Source organism: Parasedimentitalea huanghaiensis (genome assembly GCF_009753675.1).
In the GTDB taxonomy this organism is placed as follows: domain Bacteria; phylum Pseudomonadota; class Alphaproteobacteria; order Rhodobacterales; family Rhodobacteraceae; genus Parasedimentitalea; species Parasedimentitalea huanghaiensis.
Genome location: NZ_WQLV01000028.1, coordinates 15,297 through 30,316, shown reverse-complemented (window position 1 = coordinate 30,316; position 15,020 = coordinate 15,297). Strand labels below are relative to the sequence as shown.

The window sequence follows — 15,020 nt, the reverse complement described above, 5'->3', positions numbered from 1 at the left end:
GTTTTGCCGTGGTCAACGTGGCCGATGGTGCCGATGTTGACGTGTGGTTTGGTACGTTCGAACTTTTCCTTAGCCATGATGGCCTCCTATTTGTTTGAGGCAGATGCGCGTTGATCGCGCACCCGCTAAATATTTGACGCTTATGCGTATTTCGCTTGGATCTCTTCCGAGATTGCATTCGGAACCGGATCGTAGTGGTCAAACTGCATCGAGAACTGGGCGCGGCCCGAGCTCATCGAACGCAGAGTGTTGATGTAGCCGAACATGTTGGCCAAAGGCACAAACGAGTCGATGGCAATTGCGTTGCCACGAGGCTCTTGTCCAGTCACCTGACCACGACGCGATGTCAGATCGCCGATGATACCGCCGGTATATTCTTCCGGAGTGATCACTTCGACTTTCATGATTGGCTCAAGCATCTTCGCACCGGCAAGGCGCATACCTTCACGCATGCACATACGTGATGCGATTTCGAAGGCCAGAATGCTGGAGTCAACATCGTGGAACTTACCGTCAAGCAGCTGAACCTTGAAGTCGATCACAGGGAAGCCAGCCAGAGGGCCGCTATCCATGACAGACTTGATGCCTTTTTCAACGCCAGGAATGTATTCCTTAGGCACCGCACCACCAACAATTTTGGATTCGAAGGAGAAACCTTCGCCCGCTTCTGTTGGAGTGATCAGCAGTTTCACTTCGCCGTACTGACCCGAGCCACCCGACTGTTTCTTGTGGGTGTAGGTGTGCTCAACTTCGTGACCAATGGTCTCGCGGTAAGCAACCTGAGGTGCACCGATGTTGGCATCAACACCAAATTCACGACGCAGACGGTCCACCAGAATATCCAGGTGAAGTTCGCCCATGCCCTTCATGATGGTCTGACCCGATTCAAAATCGGTTTCAACACGGAAGGAAGGATCTTCTGCAGACAGACGCTGAAGGCCAGTCGACATCTTTTCCTGGTCACCTTTGGTCTTGGGCTCAACGGCAATCTCGATCACAGGATCGGGGAAGTTCATTGTTTCCAAGATAACCGGATCAGCAATCGAACAAAGAGTATCACCAGTTGTGGTGTCTTTCAGTCCGCCCAGAGCGATAATGTCACCAGCGAATGCTTCGGCGATTTCATCACGGTCATTGGAGTGCATGATCATCATGCGGCCAACGCGCTCTTTTTTGCCTTTGGTCGAGTTCAGGAATGAATCGCCCTTTTCCAGCTTACCGGAGTAAATGCGGGTAAAGGTCAGCGAGCCCACAAAGGGGTCATTCCAGATCTTGAACGCCAGAGCCGAGAACGGCATGTCATCGTCTGCACGACGCGCAATGTTACGCTCTTCGTTTTCATCACCGGGTTTGAAACCCATGTAATCAACGACGTCCATTGGGCTAGGCAGATAGTCGATCACAGCGTTCAACAGAGGCTGAACACCTTTGTTTTTGAACGCGGAACCACACAGAACCGGAACGAATTCCATTGCCAGCGTACCCTTACGGATCAGCTCACGCAGTTTTTCGATCGTTGGTTCTTCGCCTTCGAGATAAGCTTCCATGGCATCGTCGTCCATTTCGACAGCCATTTCGATCATCTCAGCACGCATCTCGTCGCACTTGTCCTTGAGCTCAGCGCGAATTTCGCGGTGCTCCCAAGATGCGCCCAGATCTTCGCCAGCCCAAACCCATTCTTTCATGGTGACCAGGTCGATCATGCCTTCAAGCTCGGACTCAGCGCCAATTGGGCACTGGATCGGCATTGGGCGGGCGCCGGTACGGTCGGCGATCATCTCAACACAGTTGAAGAAGTCAGCGCCAATCTTGTCCATCTTGTTGACGAACACAATACGCGGAACTTTGTAGCGGTCAGCCTGACGCCACACGGTTTCAGTCTGAGGTTCAACACCAGCGTTGGCGTCGAGCAAAGCAACCGCACCATCGAGAACCGCCAGCGAACGTTCAACTTCAATCGTGAAGTCAACGTGGCCAGGGGTGTCGATGATGTTCATGCGGTGCTTTTCAGAATCCGCAGTTTCACCGTCTTCGGTGCGTTCCCAGAATGTGGTTGTCGCAGCCGAAGTGATGGTGATTCCACGTTCCTGCTCCTGCTCCATGTGATCCATGGTAGCAGCGCCGTCGTGCACTTCGCCGATGTTGTGTGACTTACCAGTATAAAACAGGATGCGCTCGGAACAGGTAGTCTTACCTGCATCGATGTGCGCCATGATCCCGAAGTTACGGTAGCGGTCGAGGGGATATTCGCGAGCCATTGTTCTCGTCCTAATCCTTAGAGGTTACCAGCGATAATGGCTGAATGCTTTGTTAGCATCGGCCATCTTGTGGGTGTCTTCGCGCTTTTTAACGGCGGAACCACGGGACTGGACAGCGTCCATAAGCTCGCCTGCAAGGCGCTCTTCCATGGTGTTTTCGTTGCGAGCACGGGAAGCGTTGATCAACCAACGGATGGCCAGAGCTTCGCGGCGTTCTGGGCGTACTTCAACAGGAACCTGGTAAGTAGCACCACCAACACGGCGCGAACGAACTTCGACCGAAGGTTTGATGTTGTCGAGGGCTTCGTGGAAGACTTCAACGGGCGAACGCTTGATCTTGCTTTCAACGCGATCCATCGCGTTGTAAACGATCCGCTCTGCGACCGACTTCTTACCGTCGATCATCAGGTTATTCATGAATTTGCTCAATACGCGATCGCCAAATTTGGCGTCGGGTAGAATTTCGCGCTTCTCAGCGGCGTGACGACGTGACATCGAATATTCCTCTTACTTAGGACGCTTCGCGCCGTACTTCGAACGACGTTGTTTACGGTCTTTGACGCCCTGGGTATCCAGAACACCGCGAAGGATGTGGTAACGGACACCGGGAAGATCTTTTACCCGGCCGCCACGGATCAGAACCACAGAGTGCTCCTGAAGGTTGTGGCTTTCACCCGGGATGTAGGAGATCACTTCAAAACCGTTGGTCAGGCGTACCTTAGCAACTTTCCGCATCGCGGAGTTTGGTTTCTTAGGAGTGGTCGTGTACACACGTGTGCAGACGCCGCGCTTTTGCGGGCAGCCTTGCATATGCATGGACTTCGAGCGTTTTACTTTCGGCTGCCGCGGCTTGCGGATCAGCTGTTGGATCGTTGGCATTCCGGTTTTATCCCCGTTTTGCAACTCATGGTCATGCACGCCAGGACGTGCGGCTCAATTCTTTCGCGCTATGATATCACAAGCGCAAAAACCGCAATCGCTCCCATTCCGAGGTGAACGACGCGGTGGGTTTACAGAGGAAACAAGCGATAGGTGCTTGAAACTTGGTCCACTACAGTTTTGATATCGGCTTATGAGGAGACCCCCAAATGCCGGATATCGCGCGTATATGGGGAGTCGCAGATGATGTCAACAGGGGCCCAGACTGCGCCACCTTCTAGGCGTCGAAGGGCTTACATCCGATACAATGTCCCAATTATTGACCCGTAGCATTTGGACAGCTTGCTGTACCCTACCCGGCAGGCCATAGTAACCGAATATGTGCTATTCACCGGTCAGGGTCTATTCATGCAGGTAATTGGGTTGTGCCGGTTTTCCTATCCCGCAATTGGCGGCTTTCAAGTCAAACATGAAACCACCGAAGATCGGATTGGCTTTCTCTACAATGAAGAGAGGTTGATGGAGCGGTTTCAACTGATTGAAACCATCGCCCTGCCCTGCCTGCGTGCGCAAACCGATCAGCAGTTTGATCTCATCGTGGTGATTGGGGACAGCCTGCCAAAGCACCATGAGGACCGCCTACGCGACCTGTGCGCAGACATTCCACAGATCCGCATCCACGCTGAGCCACCACGTCGACAGCGGGAGGTGATGAAAGAGGTTCTCAACGCTGCACGACGTGATCCATCGCAACCCTGCATACAGTTTCGCCATGATGATGATGACGCTGTTTCAGTGGATTTTGTTGAACGGCTCCGCCAAACCGTTATTGACTGCCCCGGCCTGGTCGATCGCAATCCAACGGTGGCGATCGACTTCAACCGAGGGTTCATCGCAGAAGTCGGGGCGTCAGGCATGGCCGCTGCAGCCACGATGAAGCCCTACAATGTAGCCGCGCTTGGCATGTATGTGCGGGGAGGTTCAGCGAAAACGATTATGAACTTCGCACACCACAAACTAAATCAGTTCATGCCCACAGTGACCATTACCGATGCCCCGATGTGGCTACGTACCCATAATCAATACAACGATTCCCGCCAGAGCGGCGCGCATGTGGTAGATGTGACGCCAGTCACACCCGAATTGGCTGGCGAAATTGAGGCCCGCTTTGCAATTGAACCCGATCATATCCGCCGCGTGTTCTCAGCTCTCTGACACTTGCCGCTCGCGGTAGAGCGTGAATAGCCCTGTAGCCACGACAATTGCCGCCCCTAACAGCGTAAGTGGGTCTGGCCAGTCGCCAAACACCAACCACCCCAGCAACAATGCCCAAAGCAGCCCAGTATACCGAAACGGTGAAACAAAGGCGACGTCCCCCACCCGCATCGTCATCACAGAACACAGATATCCAACAAAAATAAAGACCGCTGCACCGGTGACTATCGCCAGACTGTTGACCGTGGCGGGCTGCCATGTGACCTGCGTTGACGCAACGAGACCAAACACCAATACCGTCAGAGAAGCCAACAGCGTCACTACCATTGACGGAACCTCGCTCGACATGCGTCGGGTCAGCAAATCCCGCGCTGTAATGGCTATCACAGCCCCAAGCCCATAGAGCGTCCCTGAGCCAAAGCCATCAACGCCTGGACGCACGATAAGCAAGATGCCGCAGAATCCGACGAGGATCGCTGACATCCTGCGCCACCCCACGGGTTCACCAAAGAACAGGGCTGCACCAAGTGTTATCGTCAGCGGTAACCCCTGCAGGATCGCAGTTAGATTGGCGAGAGGTGTCACCATCAAAGCGGTGAGAAAGAGGTAGGTAGACAGGAGTTCAGCAACGCATCGCGCTGCGACCAATCCCCAATCCCCCTTTGCCAGGTTCCACCGCAGGGAACCCAAACGCCGGGCCAACAGATAGATCAACAATGTCGCAACCACACCGCGCAGTGTCAGGATTTGCGACAAAGGCATTTCCCCACCAACCATTTTGACCAGTGTATCGTTGATGGTAAACCCGGCCATACTGCCGATCATAAGCAGCGCGCCCATCTGGTTTCCGGTCATGGCAGCATCTCCTGCAACGCACTCACGCTCAGATCAAAATGCCGTTTCAAGCCCGCTTCAATCTGTTCGTTGTCCCATTTGTGGGTTCGCCCCATCTGCGTCGGGTCAGATTTATTGTCGCCGTGAATTGTACGCACAAAACTTGGCACCGAAATGTCAGTGAATGTATTGAAATGCTGCGCAAACTTCCGGTGATTGAAACGGTAGGGATTCATCCCATGACCTACCGGAGCAACAAGTGCCGTGCCCGTCGACAGCGGCGCGCGTTCACAAGCATCGAAGACATCAACGCCCGTATCAGTTTTCTGCGCATAGAAACCACGGTTGTTAGCCATGATGAACGGGGTATCGGACCCTTGCAGAGGGATCATGCCCTTGGCCAGATGCTTGCTGCGGCGGACAAAATCGATATCCACCGCATCATCATCATCCAACCTGAACAGAATTTCGTGGCTTGCCTCTTCAGGTGGCACGATTGCATAGCCCTGCCTCAGCATTCTGTAATGCGCAACTTCACCTACAGGGTGACAAACCACATTTGGCAACGGATCCAGCAGATCAAGAAGGCGTATCATGTATGGGGCTGGAAGCGCTTTGGCGGTCAGCACCACCAGCGTAAAATCCATATCACTTTGCCGCATCAAGGACCGAAGGCAAAGTTGTTCAAAGATCCGAAATCTCAGCTCCAGCCTTTCAGGTGAAAAAAGATGCGCTGCGGTTTCCTCCAGTGTGCTGAAGCGTTCCGAGTAATAGGTTGGGCTGAGCACTGAGAAGCGCAGCAGTCCAACCACTTTGATATTCAAATCCATCGACCGCCTCAACATCTCAACTTAGTTTGCCTGACCCAATCACCTGAAGCCCGGAAAGAAAAGAGGTTATTAGGGGGACAAGCCAGCTGGACGCAAAAGCTGAGATAGCAGACTAAAGGATTGCCGGATGGACAATCACCCACCGGATCGCGATAGGGCCAATACCGCGCTGTAGCGAGCCCTTGTGGGGTTCCATCTACTGTCAGTTCCCACCAACGACCAGCGCCCGATTTTCATAGGTGTCTGACATATTTGCGCCCGCTCGGGCAAACGCCAACATACCTTCAAGGTCAAGGTTGCCACCTTAGCGCAACAAGCAAAAAGCCCCCGCGCATTTCTGCACGGGGGCTTTTTTTAATTCATTTAGTTAGGCGCTCAATCGCGGCTTTCCGGTGTTTCCACCAGATTGTCGAACACATCACCACCGATGATATCCTCGTCCATCACCGGAGCGGCCAAAGCTGCAGCGGCTTCCGCCTCTTCGCGGCGAGCAATAAGCACCACGTTGTCGCGACCCTGAGCGATGTTACGCACACGATCGGTAGCGCCACCGGTCCCGGCTGGGATCAGGCGACCAACGATAACGTTCTCTTTGAGACCGACCAGTTTGTCGCGCTTACCCTGTACCGAAGCTTCGGTAAGAACTCGCGTTGTTTCCTGGAACGATGCCGCCGAGATGAAGGACCGTGTCTGCAACGAAGCCTTGGTGATCCCAAGCAGGATCGGCTCGCCGCGTGCTTCACGACCGTTTTTCGACACAGCCTTTTCACAGGCCAAATCAAACTCGTGCTTATCGACGTGTTCGCCCTTGAGCAGGGTGGTGTCACCGCTGTCCAGAACTTCCCACTTCTGCAGCATCTGACGAACGATAACCTCGATGTGCTTATCGTTAATCTTCACACCCTGCAGACGATAAACGTCCTGCACTTCGTCAACCATATAGTTGGCCAGTGCTTCGACCCCCATAACCGCAAGAATATCGTGCGGAGCCGGGTTACCATCCATCAGGTATTCGCCCTTATGGATAAGGTCGCCTTCCTGAACTGGGATGTGCTTGCCCTTGGGTACCATGTACTCAACGGTTTCCATCGACTCATCTACTGGCTCAATCGAGACGCGACGCTTGTTCTTGTAGTCGCGGCCAAAGCGAACGTAACCATCGATTTCGGCGATGATCGCGTGATCCTTGGGACGACGTGCTTCGAACAGTTCCGCAACCCGTGGCAGACCACCGGTAATATCCTTGGTCTTGGCGCCTTCACGCGGGATACGCGCAATAACGTCACCGGCCTGGATCTGATCGCCGTCTTCGACGGACAGAACCGCATCAACCGACATGCCATAGTGAACCGGGTGGCCCGCATCGTTGCGAACGGGTTCGCCATCGCTACCAACCAGAATGATTTCCGGCTTCAGCTCGCTGCCTTTAGGAGCCGTACGCCAGTCGATCACGATCTTCTGCGACATACCTGTCGCATCATCGGTCTCTTCACGCAGAGCAATACCGTTCACCAGATCGACGTACTTAACGGTACCACCTTTTTCAGCCAGAATTGGCAGAGTGTAGGGATCCCATTCGTACAGCTTGTCACCGCGGATCACATTCTGACCTTCGGCTACAAACAGTTTGGAACCATAGGCCAGTTTGTGAGTCGCGCGATCTTCACCATGCTCATCCTGGATGATCATCTTCATGCTACGACCCAGAACCATGACTTCACCGCTGGCGTTTGTCAGGGTCTGTGCGTTTTCAAAGACAATCTTACCATCAACGCTGGCTTCTTGGAACGACTGCTGACCAGCCTGCGCAACGCCACCAATGTGGAATGTCCGCATGGTCAGCTGAGTACCAGGTTCACCAATCGACTGCGCAGCGATGATACCAACAGCTTCGCCGGTATTAACGACAGTACCACGCGCAAGGTCACGACCGTAACACATGACGCAGACGCCTTCTTCGGCCTCACAGGTCAATGGGCTGCGAAGACGCGTGGAGCGAACGCCAGCCTCTTCGATAGCATCAGCCATACGTTCGTCGATCAGCTGGCCGTGGGCCACGATCACATCTTCAGTCCCAGGCTTCTTGATGTCCTCAGCCGCTACACGGCCCAGAACACGTTCGCCAAGTGTCGCCACAACTTCACCATCACGGGTTGCTGCTACGACAGTAATCGCGGTGTCTGTGCCACAGTCATGATCGCGAACGATGCAATCCTGCGCTACATCAACCAGTCGACGGGTCAGATATCCCGAGTTCGCCGTTTTCAAAGCCGTATCTGACAGACCCTTACGGGCACCGTGGGTGGAGTTGAAGTACTCCAGAACCGACAGACCTTCCTTAAAGTTCGAGATGATCGGTGTTTCGATGATGTCGCCGTTTGGTTTGGCCATCAGACCACGCATACCGCCCAACTGCTTCATCTGAGTAACCGATCCACGCGCACCAGAGTGGGCCATCATGTAAACCGAGTTCGGTTCCATTTCAGCACCAGCATCGTTACGCTTGGAGGCCGAAATGGCACCCATCATCGCATCGGTTACTTTGTCGTTACACTTAGCCCAGGCATCAACAACTTTGTTGTACTTTTCGCCCTGAGTGATCAGACCGTCCATGTACTGCTGTTCAAAGTCCTTCACCATGTCGCGGGTGTCATTAACCAGCGGCCATTTTGTGTCTGGGATCAACATGTCGTCTTTACCAAACGAGATGCCTGCCTTGAACGCTTCGCGGAAACCCATGGTCATGATCTGATCACAGAAGATGACCGACTCTTTCTGACCGCAGTAACGGTAGACAGTGTCAATTACGGTTTGGACTTCTTTCTTACGCAGCAGTCGGTTGACCAGCGTAAATGGAGCCTTGGCATTTTTAGGCAACAGATCGCCCAACAACATACGACCCGGTGTGGTTTCAAAGCGTACAAGAACTTCGTTACCTTCTTCGTCGATCTGGGTCACCCGTGCAGTGATCTTGGAATGCAGGTGAACCTGGCGAGCGTCCAGCGCGTGCTGAACCTCTTCCAGCGACGCAAACACCGAACCTTCGCCCGGCATGCCTTCACGCTCCAGGGTCACATAGTACAGACCCAGGATCATATCCTGCGAAGGAACGATGATTGGCGCACCGTTTGCAGGTGACAGAACGTTGTTGGTGGACATCATCAGAACACGAGCTTCCAACTGTGCCTCAAGGCTCAGTGGAACGTGAACGGCCATCTGGTCACCATCAAAGTCAGCGTTAAACGCCGAGCAGACCAGCGGGTGCAGCTGGATAGCCTTACCTTCGATCAGCGTGGGTTCAAACGCCTGAATACCAAGACGGTGCAATGTAGGCGCACGGTTCAGCATGACCGGGTGTTCGCGGATCACTTCGTCCAGGATATCCCAAACTTCGGGACGCTCTTTTTCAACCAGCTTCTTGGCTTGCTTCACAGTGGAAGACAGGCCTTTGGCCTCCAGACGCGAATAGATGAACGGCTTGAACAGTTCGAGCGCCATCTTCTTCGGCAGACCACATTGGTGCAGCTTCAGTTCCGGACCAGTCACAATGACCGAACGACCCGAGAAATCGACGCGCTTACCCAAAAGGTTTTGACGGAAGCGACCCTGCTTACCTTTCAGCATGTCGGACAGCGATTTCAACGGGCGCTTGTTAGCGCCAGTGATAACGCGACCACGACGGCCGTTGTCGAACAGAGCATCAACCGATTCCTGCAGCATCCGCTTTTCGTTACGAACGATGATGTCAGGAGCGCGCAATTCAATTAGGCGCTTCAAACGGTTGTTCCGGTTGATGACGCGGCGATACAGATCGTTCAGATCGGATGTCGCGAAACGACCACCATCCAGCGGCACCAGCGGGCGCAACTCAGGTGGGATCACTGGGATCACGGTCATAACCATCCACTCAGGACGGTTGCCAGATTCGAGGAAGCTTTCAACAACCTTCAAACGCTTGATGATCTTCTTTGGTTTCAGCTCACCAGTCGCTTCGGCCAGATCGGCACGCAACTGGTCGGCTTCGGATTCCAAGTCAATCGCCGACAGCATTTCGCGGATTGCTTCAGCACCAATGTTGGCGGTGAAAGCATCCATGCCATAGGCATCTTGCGCATCCATATACTCTTCTTCGGTCATCATCTGGCCATAGGTCAGATCAGTCAGACCAGGTTCGATCACGACATAGTTTTCGAAGTAGAGAACACGTTCCAGATCACGCAGTGTCATATCCAGCATCAGGCCGATGCGCGATGGCAGCGACTTGAGGAACCAGATGTGCGCAACAGGCGAAGCCAGCTCGATGTGGCCCATACGCTCGCGGCGTACTTTCTGAAGCGTAACTTCAACACCACATTTTTCGCAGACAACGCCGCGATACTTCATGCGTTTATATTTGCCACACAGGCATTCGTAATCTTTGATCGGGCCAAAGATCCGCGCACAGAACAGGCCGTCACGCTCTGGCTTGAATGTACGGTAGTTGATGGTTTCTGGCTTTTTGATTTCGCCATAGGACCACGACAGGATCCGCTCTGGCGAAGCCAGCGAGACTTTGATCTCGTCGAACACCTTAGTTGGTGTCAGCGGGTTGAACGGGTTGTTCGTCAGTTCCTGGTTCATTTTTGAATCCTCAAATTCGTGCGGAAGGGGGATGGTGGTAAGGGCGCGGGGCCCTTACTCGTCCACCTCCGCATCCAGGAGTTCCATATTCAGGCCAAGGCCACGAACTTCTTTCACCAGAACGTTGAACGATTCTGGGACGCCTGCTTCGTAGTTGTCCTCACCCTTGACGATGCTTTCATAGACCTTGGTCCGGCCTGCCACGTCATCCGACTTCACAGTCAGCATTTCCTGCAGGGTATAGGCGGCGCCATAAGCTTCGAGAGCCCAGACTTCCATTTCCCCGAAGCGCTGACCACCGAACTGCGCCTTACCACCCAACGGCTGCTGAGTAACAAGCGAGTATGGTCCGGTTGAACGCGCGTGGATTTTGTCATCCACCAGGTGGTGCAGCTTCAGCAGGTACTTCATGCCGACGGTGACAGGGCGGGCAAACTGCTCACCTGTACGACCATCAAACAGCACCGACTGACCACTTTCCGAGAAGCCAGCGCGAACGAGAGCGTCGTTGACGTCTGCCTCTTTGGCACCATCAAAGACGGGTGTCGCAATTGGAACACCGCTGGTGACGTTACCAGCTGCTTCGATCAGCTCTTCCTCGGTCATGTCTGCCAGACCTTCGGCATAGACCTTGTCACCATAGGCATGGCTCATTGCGTCGCGAACCGGGGTCAGGTCGCCGGAACGACGGTATTCACCCAGAGCCTCGTCAATGTTGATGCCCAGACCGCGCGCGGCCCAACCCATGTGGGTTTCAAGGATCTGACCAACGTTCATACGCGACGGCACACCCAGTGGGTTCAGACAGAAGTCAACCGGCGTACCATCGGCCAGGAACGGCATGTCTTCCATCGGTACAACCTTGGAAATAACACCTTTGTTCCCGTGACGGCCGGCCATTTTATCACCCGGCTGCAGCTTACGCTTCACCGCGATGAATACTTTGACCATCTTCATCACACCTGGTGGCAAATCGTCACCGCGACGGACTTTCTCGACTTTGTCCTCAAAACGGGCATCCAAAGCGCGTTTTTGCACTTCGTACTGCTCGTTCAGAGCTTCAACAGCCTGAGCGCCAGCTTCGTCTTCCAGTGCCAGCATCCACCACTGACTGCGGATCATTGTATCCAGCAGTTCTTCGGTGACTTCTGTGCCACCACGAACGCCTTTTGGACCTTTGACAGCAATCTGTCCCAGCACCATGCCTTTGAGACGGGCATAGATGTTCCGGTCGAGGATTGTCAGCTCGTCATCCCGGTCACGGGCCAAGCGTTCAACTTCTTCACGTTCGATCTGGATCGCACGTTCGTCTTTTTCCACACCGTGGCGGTTGAAGACACGAACTTCGACAACGGTACCAAAATCACCAGGCTTCACACGCAGCGAAGTATCGCGAACGTCCGAGGCTTTTTCACCAAAGATGGCGCGCAGAAGTTTTTCTTCTGGCGTCATTGGGCTTTCGCCCTTTGGTGTGATTTTACCAACCAGAATGTCGCCCGGTTCTACATCTGCACCGATGTAAACAATACCAGCTTCGTCAAGGTTGCGCAGGGCTTCCTCACCGACGTTTGGAATATCGCGAGTGATTTCTTCTGGGCCAAGCTTTGTATCACGGGCGGCGACTTCGAATTCTTCGATGTGAACCGATGTGAATACGTCGTCACGCGCAATACGCTCAGAGATCAGGATGGAGTCTTCGTAGTTGTAGCCGTTCCAAGGCATAAACGCGACGACCACGTTTTTACCCAGAGCCAGTTCACCAAGATCCGTAGATGGACCATCGGCAATAACTTCGCCTTTGATCACAGTGTCGCCAACCTTAACCAGCGGACGCTGGTTGATGCAGGTGTTCTGGTTAGAACGCTGGAATTTGCGCATACGGTAGATATCTACGCCTGCGTCACCCAGTTCCAGATCAGCAGTCGCACGAATAACGATACGCTGCGCATCAACCTGATCGACCACACCGGCACGTTTCGCCATGTAAGCCGCACCAGAGTCACGGGCCACAACTTCTTCGATACCGGTTCCGACCAGCGGAGCCTCGGCACGCAGCAGTGGAACCGCCTGACGCATCATGTTCGAACCCATCAGGGCCCGGTTCGCATCGTCGTTTTCGAGGAACGGAATCAGAGACGCCGCAACCGAGACCAACTGCTTGGGCGACACATCGATCAGGTCAACGTTTTCACGCTGCGCCAGTGTGTAGTCACCGGACTGGCGTGTAGAAACCAGTTCGTTGATGAAGTTGCCGTTCTCGTCCAGCGTCGCGTTGGCCTGCGCCACGGTGTGACGCATTTCTTCGGTCGCTGACATGTAGTGAACTTCGTCGGTCACGTGACCGTCGGTTACCACACGATAAGGTGTTTCGATGAAGCCATACTTGTTCACGCGAGCATAAGTAGCCAGCGAGTTGATCAGACCAATGTTCGGTCCTTCAGGCGTTTCAATCGGGCACATCCGACCATAGTGGGTCGGGTGAACGTCACGGACTTCAAAGCCAGCACGCTCGCGGGTCAAACCGCCAGGTCCAAGCGCCGAGAGACGGCGTTTGTGTGTCACTTCGGACAGCGGGTTGGTTTGGTCCATGAACTGTGACAGCTGCGAAGAACCAAAGAATTCACGCACGGCAGCAGCAGCTGGCTTGGCGTTGATCAGGTCCTGAGGCATCACGGTGTCGATTTCAACCGAAGACATACGCTCTTTGATCGCGCGCTCCATACGCAGCAGACCGACGCGGTACTGGTTTTCCATCAGCTCGCCAACGGAACGCACACGACGGTTGCCCAGGTGGTCAATGTCGTCAACGCCGCCGCGACCGTCACGCAGGTCAACCAGCGCTTTGATGCACGAAATGATGTCTTCTTTGCGCAGTGTCCGCTGAGTGTCGTCAGCATCCAAAGCCAGGCGCATGTTCATTTTCACACGACCAACGGCCGACAGATCATAACGCTCGCTATCGAAGAATAGAGTGTCGAACAGAGCCGAAGCTGCTTCAACGGTGGGTGGTTCACCCGGACGCATAACGCGGTAGATGTCCATGAGCGCAGTATCGCGACCCATGTTCTTGTCTGCCGCCATAGTGTTGCGAATGTAGGAGCCAACGTTAACGTGATCGATATCCAGCACTGGGATGTCGGTGATCCCTGCATCCATCAGCTCTTTGATGGAACCGCCAATGACGTCACCGTCTTTGTCGTATTCCATGGTCAGTTCATCACCGGCCTCAACGTAGATTGCGCCGTTTTCTTCGTTGATGATATCCTTGGAAACGAATTTGCCAATGATATGTTCGAACGGAACCAGTAGATCAGTTACTGCGCCCTCGTCGATCAGCTTTTTAGCAGCACGCGGAGTGATTTTTTTGCCTGCTTCAGCAATGATTTCGCCGGTTTTGGCATCGACCAGATCGTAGGACGGGCGAGTGCCGCGAACGCGCTCAGGGAAGAACGGTGTGACCCAGCCCCGGTTCTGCTCAAGACTGTAGCTGACAGTGTCATAATAGGCATCCATGATGCCTTCCTGGTCCAGACCCAATGCATACAGGAGGGTGGTCACAGGCAGTTTACGGCGGCGGTCAATCCGAGCAAAAACGATATCTTTGGCGTCGAATTCAAAGTCCAGCCACGAGCCGCGATACGGGATAATGCGGCAAGCAAACAACAGTTTGCCCGAGGAATGGGTTTTGCCTTTGTCGTGGTCGAAGAAAACACCAGGGGAACGGTGCATCTGAGAAACGATCACCCGCTCGGTGCCGTTAACAACAAACGTGCCGTTTGGCGTCATCAGGGGCATATCGCCCATGAACACATCTTGCTCTTTGATGTCCTTAACCGATTTTGCACCGGTATCTTCATCGACATCAAATACGATCAGACGCAGAGTAACCTTAAGCGGAGCCGCATAGGTCATGTCGCGCTGCATACATTCTTCGACGTCGTACTTGGGTTTTTCCAGATCGTACTTCACGAACTCCAGAACGGAGGTTTCGTTGAAGTCTTTGATCGGAAATACCGACTGGAAAACACCCTTGATGCCTTCGCCGTCCAACGGCTGGGGTTCATCACCAGAGCGCAGGAAAAGATCATATGAAGATTTCTGCACCTCAATGAGGTTCGGCATCTCCAAAACTTCACGGATTTTTCCGTAGTATGTACGAAGACGTTTCTGGCCAAGGAACGATTGAGCCATGTCAGATGTCACCTTTTCAAATTCTCACCGGTCAAGGATGCCGCCGGGCCACGGCACCTTGCCCATACGAGACAGCGCGGTCGGATCAATTCATGGCCACCGTCCCGAATGGTGGCCTCCCGATCCATATAACCTCGCCTTAGAAAAGACCTGCTCAACAGATCCTTTCTAAGACAGGTTCGGCTGGTCCCAG

Annotated in this window: 8 protein-coding genes; 1 reads left to right on the top strand and 7 read right to left on the bottom strand. The window is 53.9% G+C overall.

Annotation, left to right across the window (positions count from 1 at the left end; translation table 11 throughout):
- Nucleotides 1-140: 140 nt before the first annotated feature.
- Genes fusA through rpsL form a run of 3 tightly spaced genes read right to left on the bottom strand, consistent with a single transcriptional unit; the run spans nt 141 to nt 3,137 of the window.
- Nucleotides 141-2,258 carry an elongation factor G gene (gene fusA, locus GO984_RS22915; RefSeq protein WP_157024861.1) on the bottom strand — a complete coding sequence of 706 codons (2,118 nt, stop codon included), beginning with the start codon at nt 2,256-2,258 and terminating at the stop codon, nt 141-143.
- 24 nt (nt 2,259-2,282) lie between these two features.
- Nucleotides 2,283-2,753 (bottom strand): 30S ribosomal protein S7, encoded by a 471-nt coding sequence (gene rpsG / locus GO984_RS22910; protein WP_138163922.1) that lies wholly within the window; start codon nt 2,751-2,753, stop codon nt 2,283-2,285.
- A gap of 12 nt (nt 2,754-2,765) precedes the next feature.
- A complete protein-coding gene (rpsL, locus tag GO984_RS22905; RefSeq protein ID WP_127750150.1) occupies nt 2,766-3,137 on the bottom strand; it encodes a 30S ribosomal protein S12 in 372 nt (123 codons plus the stop codon).
- Nucleotides 3,138-3,545: 408 nt separating this feature from the next.
- On the opposite strand from rpsL, the gene GO984_RS22900 reads away from it, so the two are divergent.
- Nucleotides 3,546-4,352 carry a putative rhamnosyl transferase gene (locus GO984_RS22900; RefSeq protein ID WP_157024863.1) on the top strand — a complete coding sequence of 269 codons (807 nt, stop codon included), beginning with the start codon at nt 3,546-3,548 and terminating at the stop codon, nt 4,350-4,352.
- Here GO984_RS22900 and GO984_RS22895 read toward each other — a convergent pair.
- The 4 genes from GO984_RS22895 to rpoB form a co-directional block, all read right to left on the bottom strand.
- On the bottom strand, nt 4,341-5,207 hold the full coding sequence (locus tag GO984_RS22895) for a DMT family transporter (RefSeq protein ID WP_157024860.1): 867 nt from the start codon (nt 5,205-5,207) through the stop codon (nt 4,341-4,343). The two genes, GO984_RS22900 and GO984_RS22895, sit on opposite strands and share 12 nt — an antisense overlap.
- Complete coding sequence (locus GO984_RS22890) at nt 5,204-6,016, bottom strand: glycosyltransferase (RefSeq protein WP_157024859.1); 813 nt, start codon at nt 6,014-6,016, stop codon at nt 5,204-5,206. The genes GO984_RS22895 and GO984_RS22890 overlap by 4 nt, the downstream gene beginning before the upstream one ends.
- 375 nt (nt 6,017-6,391) lie before the next feature.
- The gene (rpoC, locus tag GO984_RS22885; protein ID WP_157024858.1) at nt 6,392-10,636 is read right to left on the bottom strand and encodes a DNA-directed RNA polymerase subunit beta'; all 4,245 of its coding nucleotides are present in this window, start codon (nt 10,634-10,636) and stop codon (nt 6,392-6,394) included.
- A gap of 54 nt (nt 10,637-10,690) precedes the next feature.
- Entirely contained in the window at nt 10,691-14,827 is a 4,137-nt protein-coding gene (rpoB, locus tag GO984_RS22880; RefSeq protein ID WP_157024857.1) for a DNA-directed RNA polymerase subunit beta, read from the bottom strand.
- Nucleotides 14,828-15,020 lie beyond the last annotated feature (193 nt).

Bases quoted from the DNA above. Each gene is read 5' to 3' on its own strand.
- fusA (WP_157024861.1), bottom strand. From the start codon at position 2,258: ATGGCTCGCGAATATCCCCTCGACCGCTACCGTAACTTCGGGATCATG.
- rpsG (WP_138163922.1), bottom strand. From the start codon at position 2,753: ATGTCACGTCGTCACGCCGCTGAGAAGCGCGAAATTCTACCCGACGCC.
- rpsL (WP_127750150.1), bottom strand. From the start codon at position 3,137: ATGCCAACGATCCAACAGCTGATCCGCAAGCCGCGGCAGCCGAAAGTA.
- GO984_RS22900 (WP_157024863.1), top strand. From the start codon at position 3,546: ATGCAGGTAATTGGGTTGTGCCGGTTTTCCTATCCCGCAATTGGCGGC.
- GO984_RS22895 (WP_157024860.1), bottom strand. From the start codon at position 5,207: ATGACCGGAAACCAGATGGGCGCGCTGCTTATGATCGGCAGTATGGCC.
- GO984_RS22890 (WP_157024859.1), bottom strand. From the start codon at position 6,016: ATGGATTTGAATATCAAAGTGGTTGGACTGCTGCGCTTCTCAGTGCTC.
- rpoC (WP_157024858.1), bottom strand. From the start codon at position 10,636: ATGAACCAGGAACTGACGAACAACCCGTTCAACCCGCTGACACCAACT.
- rpoB (WP_157024857.1), bottom strand. From the start codon at position 14,827: ATGGCTCAATCGTTCCTTGGCCAGAAACGTCTTCGTACATACTACGGA.